General features: G+C 62.3%; 15 protein-coding genes. 6 read left to right on the plus strand and 9 right to left on the minus strand.

The features are described from left to right. Window positions 1-101 precede the first annotated feature (101 nt). Both FO013_RS16835 and FO013_RS16840 read right to left on the minus strand, forming a co-directional pair. Window positions 102-443, minus strand: coding sequence for a cupin domain-containing protein (locus FO013_RS16835; RefSeq protein ID WP_143923704.1), 342 nt, complete (start codon window positions 441-443; stop codon window positions 102-104). After that, window positions 440-730: a DUF4287 domain-containing protein gene (locus FO013_RS16840; protein WP_143923705.1), complete on the minus strand. Its 291-nt coding sequence runs from the start codon at window positions 728-730 to the stop codon at window positions 440-442. The genes FO013_RS16835 and FO013_RS16840 overlap by 4 nt, the downstream gene beginning before the upstream one ends. 304 nt (window positions 731-1,034) lie before the next feature. Here FO013_RS16840 and pgm point away from each other — a divergent pair, with 304 nt between their 5' ends. The 4 genes from pgm (at window position 1,035) to FO013_RS16860 (ending at window position 5,480) form a co-directional block, all read left to right on the plus strand. Then, window positions 1,035-2,681 carry a phosphoglucomutase (alpha-D-glucose-1,6-bisphosphate-dependent) gene (gene pgm, locus FO013_RS16845; RefSeq protein ID WP_143923706.1) on the plus strand — a complete coding sequence of 549 codons (1,647 nt, stop codon included), beginning with the start codon at window positions 1,035-1,037 and terminating at the stop codon, window positions 2,679-2,681. Window positions 2,682-2,787: 106 nt separating this feature from the next. Continuing rightward, entirely contained in the window at window positions 2,788-3,423 is a 636-nt protein-coding gene (locus FO013_RS16850) for an XRE family transcriptional regulator (RefSeq protein ID WP_186293174.1), read from the plus strand. Further along, on the plus strand, window positions 3,423-4,628 hold the full coding sequence (locus FO013_RS16855; RefSeq protein WP_143923708.1) for an MFS transporter: 1,206 nt from the start codon (window positions 3,423-3,425) through the stop codon (window positions 4,626-4,628). The genes FO013_RS16850 and FO013_RS16855 overlap by 1 nt, the downstream gene beginning before the upstream one ends. A gap of 399 nt (window positions 4,629-5,027) precedes the next feature. Beyond that, a complete protein-coding gene (locus FO013_RS16860; protein ID WP_143923709.1) occupies window positions 5,028-5,480 on the plus strand; it encodes a hypothetical protein in 453 nt (150 codons plus the stop codon). A 123-nt stretch (window positions 5,481-5,603) separates the two neighbouring features. Here the strand turns inward: FO013_RS16860 and FO013_RS16865 are convergent, their stop codons facing one another. Then, window positions 5,604-6,653 carry an LCP family protein gene (locus FO013_RS16865; protein ID WP_143923710.1) on the minus strand — a complete coding sequence of 350 codons (1,050 nt, stop codon included), beginning with the start codon at window positions 6,651-6,653 and terminating at the stop codon, window positions 5,604-5,606. A gap of 245 nt (window positions 6,654-6,898) precedes the next feature. Here FO013_RS16865 and FO013_RS16870 point away from each other — a divergent pair, with 245 nt between their 5' ends. Next, window positions 6,899-8,137, plus strand: coding sequence for an MFS transporter (locus tag FO013_RS16870; RefSeq protein ID WP_143923711.1), 1,239 nt, complete (start codon window positions 6,899-6,901; stop codon window positions 8,135-8,137). Between the two features lie 76 nt (window positions 8,138-8,213). On the opposite strand, the gene FO013_RS16875 is transcribed toward FO013_RS16870, so the two are convergent. The 4 genes from FO013_RS16875 to FO013_RS16890 all read right to left on the minus strand — a co-directional run bounded on the left by FO013_RS16875 (window position 8,214) and on the right by FO013_RS16890 (window position 10,656). Next, window positions 8,214-8,789 carry a GyrI-like domain-containing protein gene (locus tag FO013_RS16875; RefSeq protein WP_143923712.1) on the minus strand — a complete coding sequence of 192 codons (576 nt, stop codon included), beginning with the start codon at window positions 8,787-8,789 and terminating at the stop codon, window positions 8,214-8,216. Between the two features lie 62 nt (window positions 8,790-8,851). Beyond that, window positions 8,852-9,637, minus strand: a complete 786-nt coding sequence (locus FO013_RS16880) for an SDR family oxidoreductase (protein ID WP_143923713.1) — start codon at window positions 9,635-9,637, stop codon at window positions 8,852-8,854. A gap of 16 nt (window positions 9,638-9,653) precedes the next feature. Then, window positions 9,654-10,019, minus strand: a complete 366-nt coding sequence (locus tag FO013_RS16885; RefSeq protein WP_143923714.1) for a nucleoside triphosphate pyrophosphohydrolase family protein — start codon at window positions 10,017-10,019, stop codon at window positions 9,654-9,656. Continuing rightward, window positions 10,012-10,656 carry a TetR/AcrR family transcriptional regulator gene (locus tag FO013_RS16890; RefSeq protein WP_260848223.1) on the minus strand — a complete coding sequence of 215 codons (645 nt, stop codon included), beginning with the start codon at window positions 10,654-10,656 and terminating at the stop codon, window positions 10,012-10,014. Before FO013_RS16890 ends, FO013_RS16885 begins: the two co-directional genes overlap by 8 nt. Window positions 10,657-10,946: 290 nt before the next feature. Here FO013_RS16890 and FO013_RS16895 point away from each other — a divergent pair, with 290 nt between their 5' ends. Continuing rightward, window positions 10,947-11,741, plus strand: a complete 795-nt coding sequence (locus FO013_RS16895) for an SDR family NAD(P)-dependent oxidoreductase (protein ID WP_143923716.1) — start codon at window positions 10,947-10,949, stop codon at window positions 11,739-11,741. 424 nt (window positions 11,742-12,165) lie between these two features. Here the strand turns inward: FO013_RS16895 and dld are convergent, their stop codons facing one another. Next, window positions 12,166-13,875, minus strand: a complete 1,710-nt coding sequence (dld, locus tag FO013_RS16900; RefSeq protein ID WP_143923717.1) for a D-lactate dehydrogenase — start codon at window positions 13,873-13,875, stop codon at window positions 12,166-12,168. An 88-nt stretch (window positions 13,876-13,963) separates the two neighbouring features. Then, window positions 13,964-15,307 carry a replication-associated recombination protein A gene (locus FO013_RS16905; protein ID WP_260848224.1) on the minus strand — a complete coding sequence of 448 codons (1,344 nt, stop codon included), beginning with the start codon at window positions 15,305-15,307 and terminating at the stop codon, window positions 13,964-13,966. Between the last annotated feature and the right edge of the window lie 339 nt (window positions 15,308-15,646).

Here is a 15,646-nt window from a genome sequence, read left to right on the forward strand (position 1 = left end):
GCATGGGGTCCTGGAACCTCGACCACGGCAAGCCGATCGTGTCCGAAAACGGCGAGGAGCCGTGGGTGAAGTAGAGGCCCCTCGGCAGAGGAACGCCTCAACTATCCGGCGACGAACTCCTGGATGATCTCCGGAGATGCGTGAATGCACAACATCTGCAGATTGCCGCCTCCGAAGCTGCGGAAGCGGTGAACAGTCTCCGCCGCAACGGTGACGATATTCCCTGCATGAGCCGCAAAACTCTCACCGTCAGCCTCGATACGCGCCTCGCCAGCCAGTACCACCCACGTCTCCGTGTACGGATGCCGGTGCAGATCGGGACCCTTCCCCGCTGGCACGTCGACCCAGAAGAAGGAGACATCGGCCCCATGCTCTGCGCCGATGAATTTCGCTGTCGCTGACCCGGGCAGCAACGTCTGATTGCGGTCGGTGATCGTGATCATGCCGGTCTGCTCGCTTTGCCATCGAGCCAGAGGGTGTCCGACTCGTCGCTATGGACCCCCTCGGTGCCGACATGCTTACTGTCGATCTGCGGCCCCTTCTTGATGACGTGGACCAACGCCATGCCATGTCCGCGGCCGAGCCCGTAGTCAGTCTTGAGCCAATCGAGGATTACCCCGGCCTTCACCGTAGGATCGTCATAGCCGTGAGTCTTGGCGATGTCGATGAGTTCGCGTGGAGTCAGCCCCGTCTTGTCTTCGATGGTGTCGAGATAGGCCTGGAAAGACATGTCATTGTCCTTTTATCGTCGCAGCGCCAGCCCCAATGCTCGGCATGCGTGTGTCTGAATAGTACGGCCAGAAGGTAGTGCCAGTCCATGGACGCGAATTCGAAGGCCTACTTCGTCGGATCCGGGATCTCACCGGGTCGATAATTCGGCACGGTGATGAGCCTCGGCGAGGGAACGGGCTGTTGCAGAAGGGCCGGGCAGGTCGCCGGCGAATTTCCGGCGACGTTGGACCCTCACCGTCCACGATGCAAGAACCCCGTGGACACAACTGTGCGAGGCGGTGGGAGTTTGGCACAGTAGTTCTATGACTACTCGCGCCGGCCAGCTGGCCCAGGACAGGGATCTCGTCGATATCTCCGCACTGCTTGATTCGTATTACGATCTCGTCCCCGACTCCTCCGTGCCCGCGCAGGCTGTGAGCTTCGGGACCTCAGGACACCGCGGGTCAAGCTTCAACCGTGCGTTCAACGAAGCCCATATCGCAGCGATCACCGCCGCCATCGTCGACTTCCGCAAGAAGCAGGGCATCCATGGGCCCATCTTCTTGGGCCGTGACACCCATGCGTTGAGCGAACCAGCGTTCCTCACTGTTCTCGAGGTCCTCGCCGCAGCGGAGGTGCCGGCGCTCATCGATGAGCGCGACGGCTTCACCCCCACTCCCGTGCTCTCCCACGCGATTCTGGGTTTCAACGCGGGCAAGACCGCAACGGATGCGCAGGCCGACGGCATCATTGTGACCCCCAGCCACAACCCGCCCTCCGACGGCGGCATCAAGTACAACCCGCCGCATGGCGGACCTGCTGGGTCGGAGACGACGACGTGGATCGCGGAGCGCGCGAACTCCTACCTTGAGGCCGGATGGGAGAAGATTCCACGCACCGGGTTCCAGCGGGCCTTCCACTTGGCCAATACCGAGAACTTCGACTTCATCTCCAACTACACCGAGGACCTCGAGTCGGTCATCGACCTCGATGTCATCCGCAGCTCCGACATCCACATCGGTGCTGATCCTCTGGGCGGGGCCAGCGTCGACTACTGGGCCGCAATCGCCGAGGACTTCGACCTCAACCTCACCGTCGTCCATCCCGAGGTCGACCCCACCTGGTCATTCATGACCCTGGACTGGGACGAGAACATCCGCATGGACTGCTCCTCGCCCTACGCGATGGCCGGGCTCATCGCCTCCCGCTACGACTTCGACATCGCCACAGGCAATGACGCCGATGCCGACCGCCACGGCATCGTCACCCCCGATGCCGGGCTGATGAACCCCAACCACTATCTGGCGACCGCGATCGACTACCTGCTCGACAACCGACCAGAATGGTCATCCAGCGCCGGCATCGGCAAGACCCTTGTCACCTCCTCGATCGTCGACCGCATCGTCTCCGCCCACGACAGGCCGCTGTTCGAAGTTCCCGTCGGCTTCAAGTGGTTCGTCCCCGGACTCCTCGACTCGACACTGGCCTTCGGCGGTGAGGAATCTGCAGGTGCCTCGTTCCTGCGCCGCAACGGCAAGGTCTGGTCAACAGACAAGGACGGCATCATCATGGCCCTCCTGGCCGCAGAGATGACGGCCAAGACCGGACAGACTCCGTCCCAGCGGTACGCAGGACTGGCCGCGAACTTCGGCACCAGTGCCTACGCCCGCCAAGATGCCCCCGCCACCCGCGCACAGAAAGCGAAGCTGGGGGCACTCGACGCCTCCCAGGTGAAGGCGAAGACCGTCGGCGGTGAACCGGTGACCTCAACTCTCACCTCGGCGCCGGGAAACAACGCACCCATCGGCGGACTCAAGGTCACGACCGAGAACTCCTGGTTCGCGGTGCGCCCCTCCGGCACGGAGGACGTGTACAAGATCTACGCCGAGTCACTGCGCGATGAGGACCACCTGCGGGCCGTCCAGCACGACGCACGGACATTGGTGGATGGGGTGCTGGAGCAGGGATAAACCCAGCTGCACCATGACCGGTCCCGCCTGCTTCGGTAGGTCCAGGGCCGGTCTTCTCCGTTGGATAGTCGAGTACCTGATCTCGATGTGCAGTATAGTGCTCATCATGTCGATGAAGAGCCCGCGCATCCAGACCTTCCTCGATCGCGTCGGACACCGGGTCCGCAGCCTTCGCAAGGCGCGGAGGTGGACCATTCAGCGCCTGGCCGACGAGGCTGCGCTGAGCCGACGTATGCTCACCCAGATCGAGCTGGGCCAGGCGAACCCGAGTCTGGCCACCATCGACCGCATCGCCCACGCCCTCGATGTGAGCTTCGCCGATCTGGCTCTCAGCGATGCTGCTGCCTCGGGGCCCGGCAGCTCGACGCCCTCGCGATCAGAACCGGGGCGGCCTGCGAACCTCGGCAGCACCGAACATTCAGATCCCAGCAACGATCACACCCTGGCCTGGGAGGGTCCGCACGAAAGCACTGCCTACATCCTCGGCGCATCTTCTGTTCCAGGCACCGAGCTGTGGCGGTGGCATCTGGGGCCACGTGTGCGGTATCAGGCTGAAGCCGACCGTGCCGGCACCGAGGAGATCCTCCACGTTCTGTCCGGCGCCCTCGTGCTCGAGCTCAACGACGAACCTCTGACACTGTCCGCGGGAATGTCGAGAAGAATCTCCACCGACCGGGGCTACTCCTACACAGCAGGTCAGGAGGCCTCGGTCGACTTCATCCGCGTGGTCATCGGTGCCTGATGACGCGACCTGGGGCTGATACATCGCAAGGCGAGGGCGGCTCGTCGCATTCGCGCATCAACGTGCTGCGCTGGCAGATCGGCTACGGAACGTTCGGTGTTCCGCAGGCGGCGGCACCCATTGCCTTCGCCCTCCTCGCGCTGCCGCTGACCGGGTCCGCCGAGTCAGGTGCCGGTCTGGTCTTTGCGATGACGGCGGCACAGATCCTCGGCTCGGTGCCCATCACTCGCCTGGGCCACCGGTTCGGCAGCGTCGGCTACCTGCGCACACTCATCGCCTTCCGGACGCTCGGGCTGCTCGCGGTGACGATCCTGGCCGCTGCCTCAGCACCGTTCGGCTACCTCGTCGTCGCCGTCATCGTGGCCGGGCTGGTCAATGGCGCGGCCTACGGCTACATGCGAACGCTGCTCAACCACCTCGTCGAGCCCTCGGGAATGCCACGCGCCCTGGGAATCGCAGCCACCCTCAACGAGGTCGCCTTCGCCACCTCACCGGTGCTGGCATCCGTACTGGGCGCATGGTCACCGGTTGCTGCGATGGCTGTTGTGACTATCGTCGGTTCGGGGCCGATGCTGCTCATCCCTGCCATCCCCGAGGCCCGGTCGACGCCTGTAGCCAGGCCGGGTTCGGGGCGTCGAGCTCCGGTGCCAGGTGCGGTCTGGATCTGGCTGTTCGCCTCCGGCGCGACCGGAGCCTCCATTGCGGGCATCGAGGTGGGAGCGGTGTCCTTCGCACTGTCGTTCGGGCTCAGCCCGGCCTGGGCGTTCCTGTTTGCCCTGGCGATGTGCATCGGCTCGGTGCTCGGCGGCGTCTGGGTGAGCATCCGCAACCGCATGCCCGGGCGGTGGAAGGTCACGACCTTCTTCGCCATCACCACGCTCGCCTTCTCCCTGCTCCTCATTGATGGGCATATTGCGCTGACACTGGCCGGTGCCCTCATCGTCGGATGGTTCCTGCCGATGCTCGACACCTTCTATCTGCTCGCACTCGACAGCCTTGCACCGGAGGAACGTCGAGCCGAGATGTTCGCGCTGCTGCGGACGACGAATGCCCTGGGCATCATGGCCACCAGCGGACTTCTCGCCTTACTCGGACTGACAGCAGCTCTCATCGGAGCTCTCGGGCTGCTTGTCATCGCGACAGTGCTGGCGGCGGTCTACTTCACACGAGGACAGCGGAGCCGACGGGAAGTGCCGCTGGGGTGACAGGGACCGCGTACTGGCCTGCGCGGTCGACGGCAACGCCGAGCAACCTCGGCGAGGTCCGATCACGATCGGGTTTCACTGTTCTGTCGAAAACGTAGCAAACGGTGCTTCGCAACAAACGTTCGTCACTGTCGGGTCGACTCTGCCCAGGACTTCGTCGAACCGCACTATCAGGCAATAGATGTTGTGGCGTGAGAGCCTTTGCCCCGGTATGTGTCAGTCACCGCCGCAGGACTGCAGACAACTCGTCTCCAAGCTGTTACCCGCTCCGAGCGTCCTCCCAGCCGCTGTGGTTCTGACTTCAAGCACGGCGGCAATACTGGGCCGCGTCACTGATGTGCCACCCATCCGGTGGCATCTCTGACAGAAAACGCCCCTCGAAGAAGAAGGATCGACACTATGAAGACCACCATCCGCAATCGCACAGCAGCTCTGGGAATCGCCGCCGTCGCCGGCCTCGCAGGAATCGGCCTGGCCAGTGGCCCCGCACTGGCAGCCCCCGCAGCGGACACGAGCACAGCCGCTGACGCCGCACCGCAATCGGTTCACTTTCCCACCGACACCGGCATCTACGCCGATGAGCTCGTCAGAGCCTGGGGTGCAGACAATTCTGAGCGAGTCGAAGCCTTTGCCTCACCGCAGGTCGTCGAGGCTCTGAACGAGCACGGCAACGAGGATGCGACCCACTGGGTCAGGACCGGCGGCGACGGAGCCGCAGGGACCATCTATTCGACCTATGAGAACACCGTCACCGGCGAGACGATGTCCGTCGGCGTTTCCAATGAAGAAGTGTCCAACGGCGGCGAATGGGGCGCACCTCACGGAGTCCACAAGGTCCAGTTCGGCAGCTGAGGCGACCTCACCCGATACGGGTGTGAAGAACCCCGCCCCTGAGATCTCAGGGGGCGGGGTTCGTCGTGCGCGAGGGTGGGTGGAACCGCCTCGGCGACGGTGACCTCCGGGGCGAAGCCAGCGTTACAGGTGCGACTCCGGGGCGTTCTGCACGTACTCATCGACGGTGTCGTTCTTGTAGGCGTCCTGGACCTTCTTCAGTTCCTCTTCGTCGACGTTGACGATCGACTGACCGTCACTCGATGTACCGACGCCGGCGGTCGGGGAGGTGAAGAATTCGATGTCACCGGGGCGGACGTCGCGCATGGCGAAGGCCGTGGCAGAGATGTACTGAGCGTCCAGACCGGAGTCGACGTACATGTACGGCGAGAAGTCCTCGACCATGTTCTGGATCTTCTTCGGATTCGACAGGGTGTCGGCAGAGATGATCTCGTTGGTCAGTCCCCGGATGAAGGCCTGCTGGTTGCGGGCGCGTTGGAAGTCGCCGTCCTGGAAAGACTTGCGTTCGCGCACGAAGGTCAGCGCCTCGTCACCATCGAGGACGTTCTCTCCCTTTTCGAAGGTGTAGCCGTTCTTCTCGAAGCTCTGCTCCGAGTTCACAGTGACCCCGCCGAGGCTGTCGGTCAGTGCTTTGAAGCCTTCGAAGTCGATGATCGCGACGTGGTCGAGTTCCGTGCCGATGAAGTCCGAGATCGTGGACACGGCCAGGGGCAGGCCACCGGTTGAGAGCGCGGAGTTGATCTTCGCCTTGCCGTGGCCTTCGATGTCGACCCAGCTGTCACGCGGGATCGACATGACTTGGACATTGGATCCGGACTCCGGGATGTGCATGACCATGATCGTGTCCGAGCGCAGTCCGCGGGAGTCGTTGACGTCGACCTGGTCCATCGGCTCATCGGAGCCCAGCAGCAGGATGTTCGTGCCGCCGTCTTCCTTCTGGTCATCGGGGCGCTGCGTGCCGAAGATCTGCTCGTCGGTGAGCTTGTTCGCGTTGTTGTCGAAGGTCCGACCCACGTTCCACAGGTAGAGGCCTACACCAAGGACGCCGAGGATGACGATGACGAGAAGGGCGACAAGGAGCTTGCGCCACACCTTCTTCTTTTTGCGTTTGGGACGCTGCGGTCGGTCTTCCTGGCTGTCGAACAGATCATCGATACTGCTGTTGTCCGTCATCGGCACTCCGGGTTTCAGTCAATGCGGCGTGGGTGCCGGCGGGAGAGGATTGCAATCTCTGCAATTATATAGCTTTTGTTACATTCCCCCGGACACCTTGCCCCGGTGCGCGGGTGTGTCTTGCCTGTGACCTGGGTTGATCGCTCGTCTGCGACTCGAATGACCGTCGCCGAGGTGACTCGACTCACCGGTAACAACGTCGTATCCGTATAGTGGACGCTTCATGCGCTAGGTAGACTTTGCTGGTGTTCAACAACTATCGGGAAATTCTGTCTCTTCCCGGTGCTCTCAAGTTCTCCTTGGCCGGTCTTGTTGCACGTATGCCCATCGCAGTTCTGGGCCTGGGAATCGTTCTGTTCATCCAGGGCGTCAGCGGCTCCTATGGTCTGGCAGGCATCGTCGCCGCCGTGTACATGATCGTCCAAGCTCTTGCCGGCCCCGGGATCGCGCGCCTTGTCGACCGTCGAGGCCAAGCCACCGTCATGGTGCCCATCGTCATCACCCACCTCGTGGCGCTCTCGCTGCTCATCGTCTCCGTCTACGCAGACTGGTGGGTGGGCCTCATCTTCGTGTTCGCCGGAATCGGCGGTGCCACCGTCGGGTCCGTCGGTTCGCTGGTGCGTTCGCGCTGGTCACACATCGTAGATTCGCCGAAGAAGCTGCAGACCGCCTTCTCCTGGGAATCCGTAGCCGATGAGCTGCTCTTCGTCACCGGACCCGTCGTCGCCACCGTACTCGCCACCGCCGTGTTCCCACCGGCAGGCATCATCCTCTCGATGCTCACCGCCGGGATCGGCTCGGCCTTGCTCTACATCCAGAAGTCGACCGAACCCCCGCCGATTGAACGCACCACAGAGGCTCGCGGGCACGTGTTCTCCAACCCGGGGATCTTCACGATCATCATCGTCAACGTGTTCTTGGGTGTGAACTTCGGTGCCATCGACGTCATCGCCGTGGCCTTCGCCGACGAGCAGGGTGTGAAGTCCCTGGCTGGCATCCTGCTCAGCGCCTTCGCCCTGGGCTCACTCATCGCCGGTGCGCTCTACGGCTCGAGGAACTGGAACTCCGCAACCCATCACCGCTTCGGCATCACCGTTGCCCTGCTGGCCATCGGCGCGTGTTCGATGATGCTGGCACAGGGAATGGTCTCCTACACGATCATCCTGTTCATCGTCGGCTTCACCATCGCCCCCAGCCTCATCGGCGCGAACTCCGTCATCGAAGCGCTGGCACCGCCGAGGCGTCTGACCGAGGCCTTCGCCTGGCTGGGAACATCATTGGGCTTCGGCGTCGCCTTCGGGTCAGCCCTCGCCGGCAACATCATCGACGCCTCGAACGCGAAGACGGCGATGCTGCTGCCGGCCGGCTGCGCCATCGTCGGTGCTCTCTTGGCGCTGTCGCTGCTCAAGCTGCTCAACCCGAAGCGGTCAAGTCACGAGGTCAGGTCGGCCCGGGACCTCCGGCGGGTGAACATCGAGGAGTAGCCGGGGCTGGGGGTGTGGTCAGTCACGGTATGCCTTCCGATGAGTGCGTGGAATGCAGGGTGTTCAATCTGTGGCCTCAGGCCACGGGGTCACGCAGGATTGTGCGTAGCCTGTCTTGCGGTGTCTGGCGGGTGAAGCTGTCGAGGTGGATTTCGTGGTGCGGGCCGCTTCGATGGACTCTGCGCTTCCGTGCGAGCGCGCCGAGTCGTTCGAGAGTTGCGAATTCCTCGGAGAATGGTCCGTGGTGCATGACCTGGACGACGTCCTGTTCGGGCGTGGCGTGCAGCTCGATGACGTCGCCGTTGCGATCGGCAGTGCTTGCTGCGTGAACTCGCACAGTCGTCAGGTCCTCGATCGTCGTGGTATCGGGGACGGCGGCCAGGACCCGGTAGAGCAGTGAGGGCACAGGGTTGACGGTGTAGAAATCCTCGATCTCGACCGGAGTCGATCCCTCGGGGTACCAGTACTGAATCTCAATGACTGGGGCCGTATCCCCGGTGATTTGGCGAGCCACGTCGCCAAGGAGGGCCATCTTGCGGTAGAACTCGTCGGTGCCGGGTGATCCGGAGCCAGCGATAGATGCGTAGGTCACCGCAGGGACACGGACGAACTCGGGGTCGTCTGAGGCATGGAGGTGCGGGGTTGTCGTCATGGGTGGGTCCTTTCAGCCTGAGCCAGGGGCTCAGAGGTCGATGATTGCGGTGGTGAATGTGTTCACGCGCTGTAACCGCCGTCGATGTCGAGGGAGGCGCCGTTGACATAGGCACCGTCCTCACTAGCCAGGTGAGACACGAGGGATGCGACCTCGTCAACTCGGCCGAATCGTCCGACTGGGATTGTTGCGCGAAGCGTGTCTCCGTAAGGTCCGTCCTGGGGATTCGCGGGTGTATTCACAGGTCCGGGCTGGACGTTGTTGATTGTGATACCGCGCGGGCCAAGTTCACGCGACAAACCACGCACAAGGCTTGCTACCGCACCCTTGGTCATTCCGTAGATCGACGTGACATCGTCCGGGAAATGATTCGCACTGACGCTGCCGATCACGATGGCCCGGCCACCCTCACCCAGGTGTGGCGTACTGAAGCGAATGGTGTCGAGCGTTCCTCGGATGTTGACATTGATCATATGATCGATCTCGTCGTCAGAGAGTTGATCGACGCGCTTTTTCGTCCCGCCACCAGCGTTTGCCACGACGATATCGAGGCGCCCCTCCTGGGTGGTGACGTTGGAGATCACTTCGCGAATCTGTACCCGATCGGCGCTGTTCGCCTTGACCCCTATAGCCTGGCCACCGGATTCGGCGATACGTGTGACGAGCGCGTCCGCCTCTGCCGTGGCTGAGGCATAGGTAAAAGTCACTCGCGCACCCTCGGCCGCGAGACGGCTCACTATCCCGGCGCCTATTCCACGGGCACCGCCCATCACCAACGCAACCTTCCCTGCGTGCCGGTTCTCAACATAGTTCTCGGTTCCGTTTTGAATGGTGGTGCTGTGTGTCATGGAGTCCTCGCTGGATTCAATGTGAAGGGTTGACGGGTTCGGTGCGAGCGATCGTGCCGCTGAGTCCGGTCCGAATATTTGCCATGGTGTCGGTGAAGGCCTGATCAATGTCGATGTCGAGCCTCTCAGCGAGGACGAAGACCCACCACAGGGTTTCAGCGAGTTTGTGTTTCAACTCGGCCTCGCTGTCGCCGTCGATCCCCCATGTTCCGTCATGGGCGAGAATGAGGCGGCCGATGTAGCCGACGTCGTTGGAGAGGCCGAGCATGAGCTCGTGGAGAGACCACGTCTCGCCATTGAACCGTTGCTCGAGGATCTCGTAGAGGCGACGGACCTCGAGTGCTTCGTTTCGTGCCGAAGCGAGGTTTCCTGATTCAGTCATGTGTCATGCCTTTCGAATTGGGATGTGAAGGGGTTTGTGTGGGAGTCGCGGGTTCGGGTTCTGGAAAGACTGCAAGCGCGCGGCGGGCCAGAGCGATGAGCGCTTGCCTGGGTTCGCCATCGGCGGCGCGAATGGCAAAACCGGTGGTGAGTGTGATCATGAACCGAGATAGCTCCTCGGCGTTTTCATCGGATGGAAGGTCCCCGTCGCGGATCGCGCGGCGGAATCGGGCGGAGAGTCGCTCCTGGATGGCCAGGCGGTTCTTCGCGAGCAGTGAGAACGCATCCGCTTCATCTGTGACCATCGCCTGGACGGACAGACAACCAGGCGGACGCCCGGGGGTCGTTACCGCCTCAGCGTTGCCGACCAAGAACGACTCAGCCACCTCGCGCCCCGTGGGCTTGGCCAAGGCGGCCTCGACATACTCCATGTTGCGTGCGATGTAGCGCTCCAATGCTGCGCTGAACAACTGCGCCTTGCCACCGAACGCCCGGTACAGAGCGGGTCGACTGATACCCATTGCTCCTGTGAGCTCAGCCATTCCGGCCGCGTCATAGCCATGCCGCCAGAACGTCTCAACAGCAGCATCCAGGGCAGCCTCCGGTTCGAATGCGCGTGGCCGTCCTCCTGGCGCCATCAGCGCCTCCCCTCAGTTACGTATCGATCGGTACGTAACTAGTATTGCACATTCTGCAGCCGAGTGGTGCGTTCGAAGTCAATGACGGCTAAAAGCTCGGTCGACGCTCCCTGCACCGCTCCGGTCCGACCCCGACGCATCTCCTGTACCTGTTAGTACCGGATGGCCCCGTATCGCACTGGTGATGAAAGCGAGCGCCACGTAGGCTCGGAAAGTATCATCGGCAACAGTCAAACTAGCTTCGCCTACGGCATCTGCCTCCGCCGTTGTTCAGCCCGAAAGGGGCTCGCATGCTCATTGATCTTCACAACCGCACTGCCCTTGTAACAGGTTCGACGCAAGGTATCGGGAAGGCGATCGCCGCCACACTCGCTGACGCCGGGGCCCGCGTGGCAATCAACGGACGCCGGCGCGAGAGCGTGGACTCGGTCATCGCTGAACTGCAGTCCGAGTCCGCCAGCCGCGACCTCATCGCAGCTGCCGGTGACGTCACCGACGAGGCCGGCGCCTCAGACGTGCACGCCGCTGCTGGCGACATCGACATCCTGGTGAACAACCTCGGTATCTTCGGAGCGACGTCAGCGCTGGACATCTCCGACGAGGAGTGGCGACGCTACTTCGAGGTCAATGTGCTCTCGGCCGCTCGACAGATCCGCAACGCTCTCCCGGGAATGAAGGAGCGTGGTTGGGGTCGTGTGCTCAACATCGCCAGCGACTCTGCAGTCGTCATCCCGGAAGAGATGATCCACTATGGCATGTCGAAGACCGCCCTGCTGGCGGTCTCGCGAGGATTTGCGAAAGACGCCGCTGGCACAGGTGTCACCGTGAATTCAGTGATCGCGGGCCCCACACACACCGGCGGTGTCGAGAACTTCGTCTACGAGTTGGTGGACCCCGCCACCCCGTGGGATGAAGCTCAGCGCGAGTTCATGCTCACTCACCGGCCGCAGTCGCTTCTGCAACGGCTCATCGAGCCCCAAGAGATCGCGAACATGGTGGCCTACCTCGCCTCGCCACTCGCGTCAGCCACGACCGGTGCCGCAGTGCGAGTCGATGGCGGGTACATCGACTCCATCATCCCGTAGGCATATACTCCGTCTGCGTGATCAGGGGGTGGGCTCAGCCAGCGCGTAGCTCGATGTCGCCGTTCTCGGTTGTAACGTCGATCAGGTTTAAGCGCCTTGTCTTCGATGGCTTGCAACCCTCCATACGTCCAGAGCTCGTGGTTCTGCTCGTCATGGCCGGGCCGCTGCGGAGAGAAGGGAAATCCGGGAAGCGCAGGAATGATCACGGTGAATGCGTCAGCAGCTTCGCCGCCGTGATGCGTGGGCTCTACTCAGCGTCTGGCGCACTCGACAAGCTCGAGCGCAGTGCTCGGCCAGCCATTCGCACGAATGAGCGGGAGGGCACCGGAGACCTCTGCATCGAATCGCCGATAGCGGATTGGAGTACCGGAGACCAGCGGGATATCGAACGTGCTGACCAAGCGAAACGTTCACATTCAGAGGGTCACCCCCAGTTCTTGCGCGGCGAGGTCTCTCCGACGCCCGGGTTGAAGACGTTGCAGGGATCGAGTTCTTTGAAGTGGGCTTCCATCTCCGGCGGAACCTGGTACAGGCGACCATAGTTGTGCTCGGCGGGCACGGCCGCTCCGCGTGCCTCGAGCAGCGCCGTCATCTGCTTCTTCAAAGCGATCGGGTCGACTCCCTTCTTCGCCACATGATCCTGGTGGAAGACGTGGCAGAAGAAGTGGCCGTAGTAGGAACTGATGTGCAGCTGGTCCGAGATCTCCGTTGGCAGCACCTCGAGCCAATCCTCGTCATCGCGTGTCAGTGCGACGTCGAAAGTGATCATCTCCGAGGACTCTTCGCGGTGGAGATTGAAGTAGCGGGTCGCAGCACTGGCGGCACCGAAGCGGTGGAGCATGGCGGACTGAGCCTCATCGGCAGTGCAGATGAAGAATTCACCGTCACGGCCCGCCTCGGCGAAGAAGGTCGTGAGGAACTCCTCGGTCCTCTGCTTCTGGTCGCCGCTGACGACGAGGAGCAGATGGTGTTCAAAGCGATCGCGGTACTCAAGCATGCGGTCCGGCAGCTGCTGCGGCAGCAAGCTGAAGGCACCCTGCGCAATGGAATCGGCGACTGTCTGTCCGAAGAAGGGCAGCTTCGCGAATACCCCGTTCGCCCAGTTCTTCAACGCGAAGAGCTTGATCTGCTCGCGGCTGCCGGCGTGCTTGACGGAGACGAACGTGTCCTTGCCGTACTTCTCGGCAAGGTCGAACGAGGGCCGTCCCATGTACTCACCGGAGATCGGCAGCGGCATGTCCGAGGTCAGGATCGCCCGGCGCAGGGCCTCGAGCTCGGCGGGGCTGTTGGTCCCCACGTAGAAGGTCGTCGAATCCTTCTGCTTGGGGAAGGTCCGCGTGCGCACGGCGAAGACCATGAGTTTGCCGGCCGACCCTGATGCCTCGTGGAGGAACTTCGGGTTGGCGTTGTAGCGGGCAGGAGAATCGGTGATTTCGCGGACGTGCTCGCTGTATTCGGTATCGAGACTGTCTTCCGGGGGCGGCGTGACATCGGCTTCGTCCCATTCGCCGCGTTGGAGTTTATCGAGGATATGGGCCGGATCATCGCCGAGGCTGATGCCCAGGTGATTGACGAGTTCGACCTTGCCCTCGTCATCGACCCGGGCGAAGATCGCGTGCTTCGTGAAGGCCGGGCCCTTGCGAATCTGGCTGCCGCCGGAGTTGTTCGCGATGCCGCCGACGACCGAAGCACCGATCGACGACGAACCGATCACCGAGTGGGGTTCACGCCCGTGAGGTGCCAGCTTGTCATCGAGTTCGTACAGCGTGGATCCGGCCAGACACACGGCCTCACGAGCATCGTTGATGAGATGGATCTGGTTGATGCGCAGGGTGGAGATGATGACGATCTCACGATCGTAGTCCTGATCGCCGGGACCCGAACCTCCGGTCAGGCCGGTGTTCGCCGACTGTGGGATGACGATGAGATCGTGATCGACGCAGACCTGCAGAGCCCGCCACATATCGACAAGGCTGCCCGGCTTGAGGACAGCGAGCACACTGCCGCCGCCGAAGCGATTGCCTTTGGCGAAGGGTTCCGTCGCCCGGGCGGAGGTGAGCACATGACGACTGCCCATGATGTCGATGAAGGCGCTGACCGCCGGCGCTGGTCTCTGTCGTTGACTTCCGAACATTGTTGATAGCTCCTCTTGCATCGATGCGAACGTTGTTCACTCTACAAACCTGCGGATGGAATGGCGCCTGCGCCCATCCGTTATTTGTTCATGTGTCCCCATCGTCTGACGGGTCATTGTCGGCGCGACCTTCGTGCTGACGTTTTTCAGCACGCATCCGATCCCACTCGGTCAGACGCTTCGCGATGATGTGCTCGTAACCGTTGCCGGTGGGTCGGTACACCTTCTCCGGTTCCATGCCCTCGGGAAAGTAGTTCGCACCGGAGAAGCCCCCCGGCCTGTCCGGGTCATACTCGTAACCCTCCCCGTAGCCGAGATTCTTCATCAGCTTCGTCGGGGCGTTGAGGATATTTGCTGGTGGCATGAGAGACCCGGTCTGTTTCGCGAGCTTCTTCGCGGCGTTGAATCCACGGTAGACGGCGATGGACTTCGGTGCGGTTGCGAGATAGACGACGGCTTGGGCGATGGCGAGTTCCCCCTCTGGGGAGCCCAGACGTTCGAACACGTCCCATGCCGCCAGCGCTTGCTGGATGGCTTGCGGGTCGGCAATCGCGATGTCTTCGTTGGCGAATCTGACCAGCCGTCGGGCGATATAGAGGGGATCTTCCCCACCCTCGAGCATGCGCGCCAACCAGTACAGTGACGCGTCGGGATCTGAGCCGCGCATTGACTTATGCAGCGCGGAGATGAGGTTGTAGTGCCCCTCTTGCGCCTTGTCGTAGATCGGTGCGCGCTGTTGAACCAGCTCGACAAGGCCAGCGGTGTCGAGAGCACCGCTGACGGTTTGGAGTTGCTCGATGAGGTTGAGCAGGTAACGGCCATCACCATCAGCCATCGCCACCAGGGAATGTCGTGCCTGCGCATCAAGAGGCAGTTCTCTCTCAGTCGTTTCCTCTGCTCGTGTGATGAGCGTGGTCAGCGCTTCCTCGTCGAGGCGTTTGAGGACGAATACCTGACAGCGGGAGAGCAATGCTGAGTTGAGCTCGAAGCTGGGGTTCTCCGTGGTCGCACCGACGAGCACGACCGTGCCGTCTTCCACGTAGGGGAGGAAGGAATCCTGCTGGGCGCGGTTGAAGCGGTGGATCTCATCAACGAACAGCATCGTCCCCTGGCCGATCTCGCGGCGTTTGGCAGCTGATTGGAAGACTTTGCGGAGTTCGACGACACCGGAGAAGGTCGCTGAAACCGATTCGAAGACGAGGTTGGTGCGCTCGGCCAGCAATCGCGCGATAGTTGTCTTCCCACAACCCGGTGGTCCCCACAGCACCATCGAGACCAGCCTGCGTTCGGCGAGCATCCGACCAATCGGGGCTTCTTCCCCCAGGAGGTGATCTTGCCCGATGACATCGCCGAGGGACTTCGGGCGCAGACGGTCGGCCAGCGGGCGGCCCACATCGTCAGGCTCAAACAATGACGGCGGTTCTTGGCTCACAATGTCACCTCCATTCTCATAGCCTAATTGCCGTGCCTGACACACTCTTGGGCACGGTCATAGGAGTCATGGACAGGTTCCTCAATCAGCGCTGTGGAGATGGCACGTCCTATTCGGTCATGTGTGAGCCGGGCAGAGGCGTCCAAGTAGCAGCAGGCCCAACAACAGGCACGAGGCGAAGAGCGGCAGCGAAACAGGACCGAGATGGCCGCGACCGAGGGTCAGTCAGCCTAGCAAGCTTGCCTTGCTCAGGTCCGCGCTCACAGTGGGCGAAATCGGAGGCTGCGTTTCCGGGTTCCCCCGTTATATTCATTGTCAAGCAACGGCCGGGGTCTTCTG

This window comes from Brevibacterium aurantiacum, assembly GCF_007558825.1.
GTDB classification, from domain to species: Bacteria; Actinomycetota; Actinomycetes; order Actinomycetales; family Brevibacteriaceae; genus Brevibacterium; species Brevibacterium aurantiacum_A.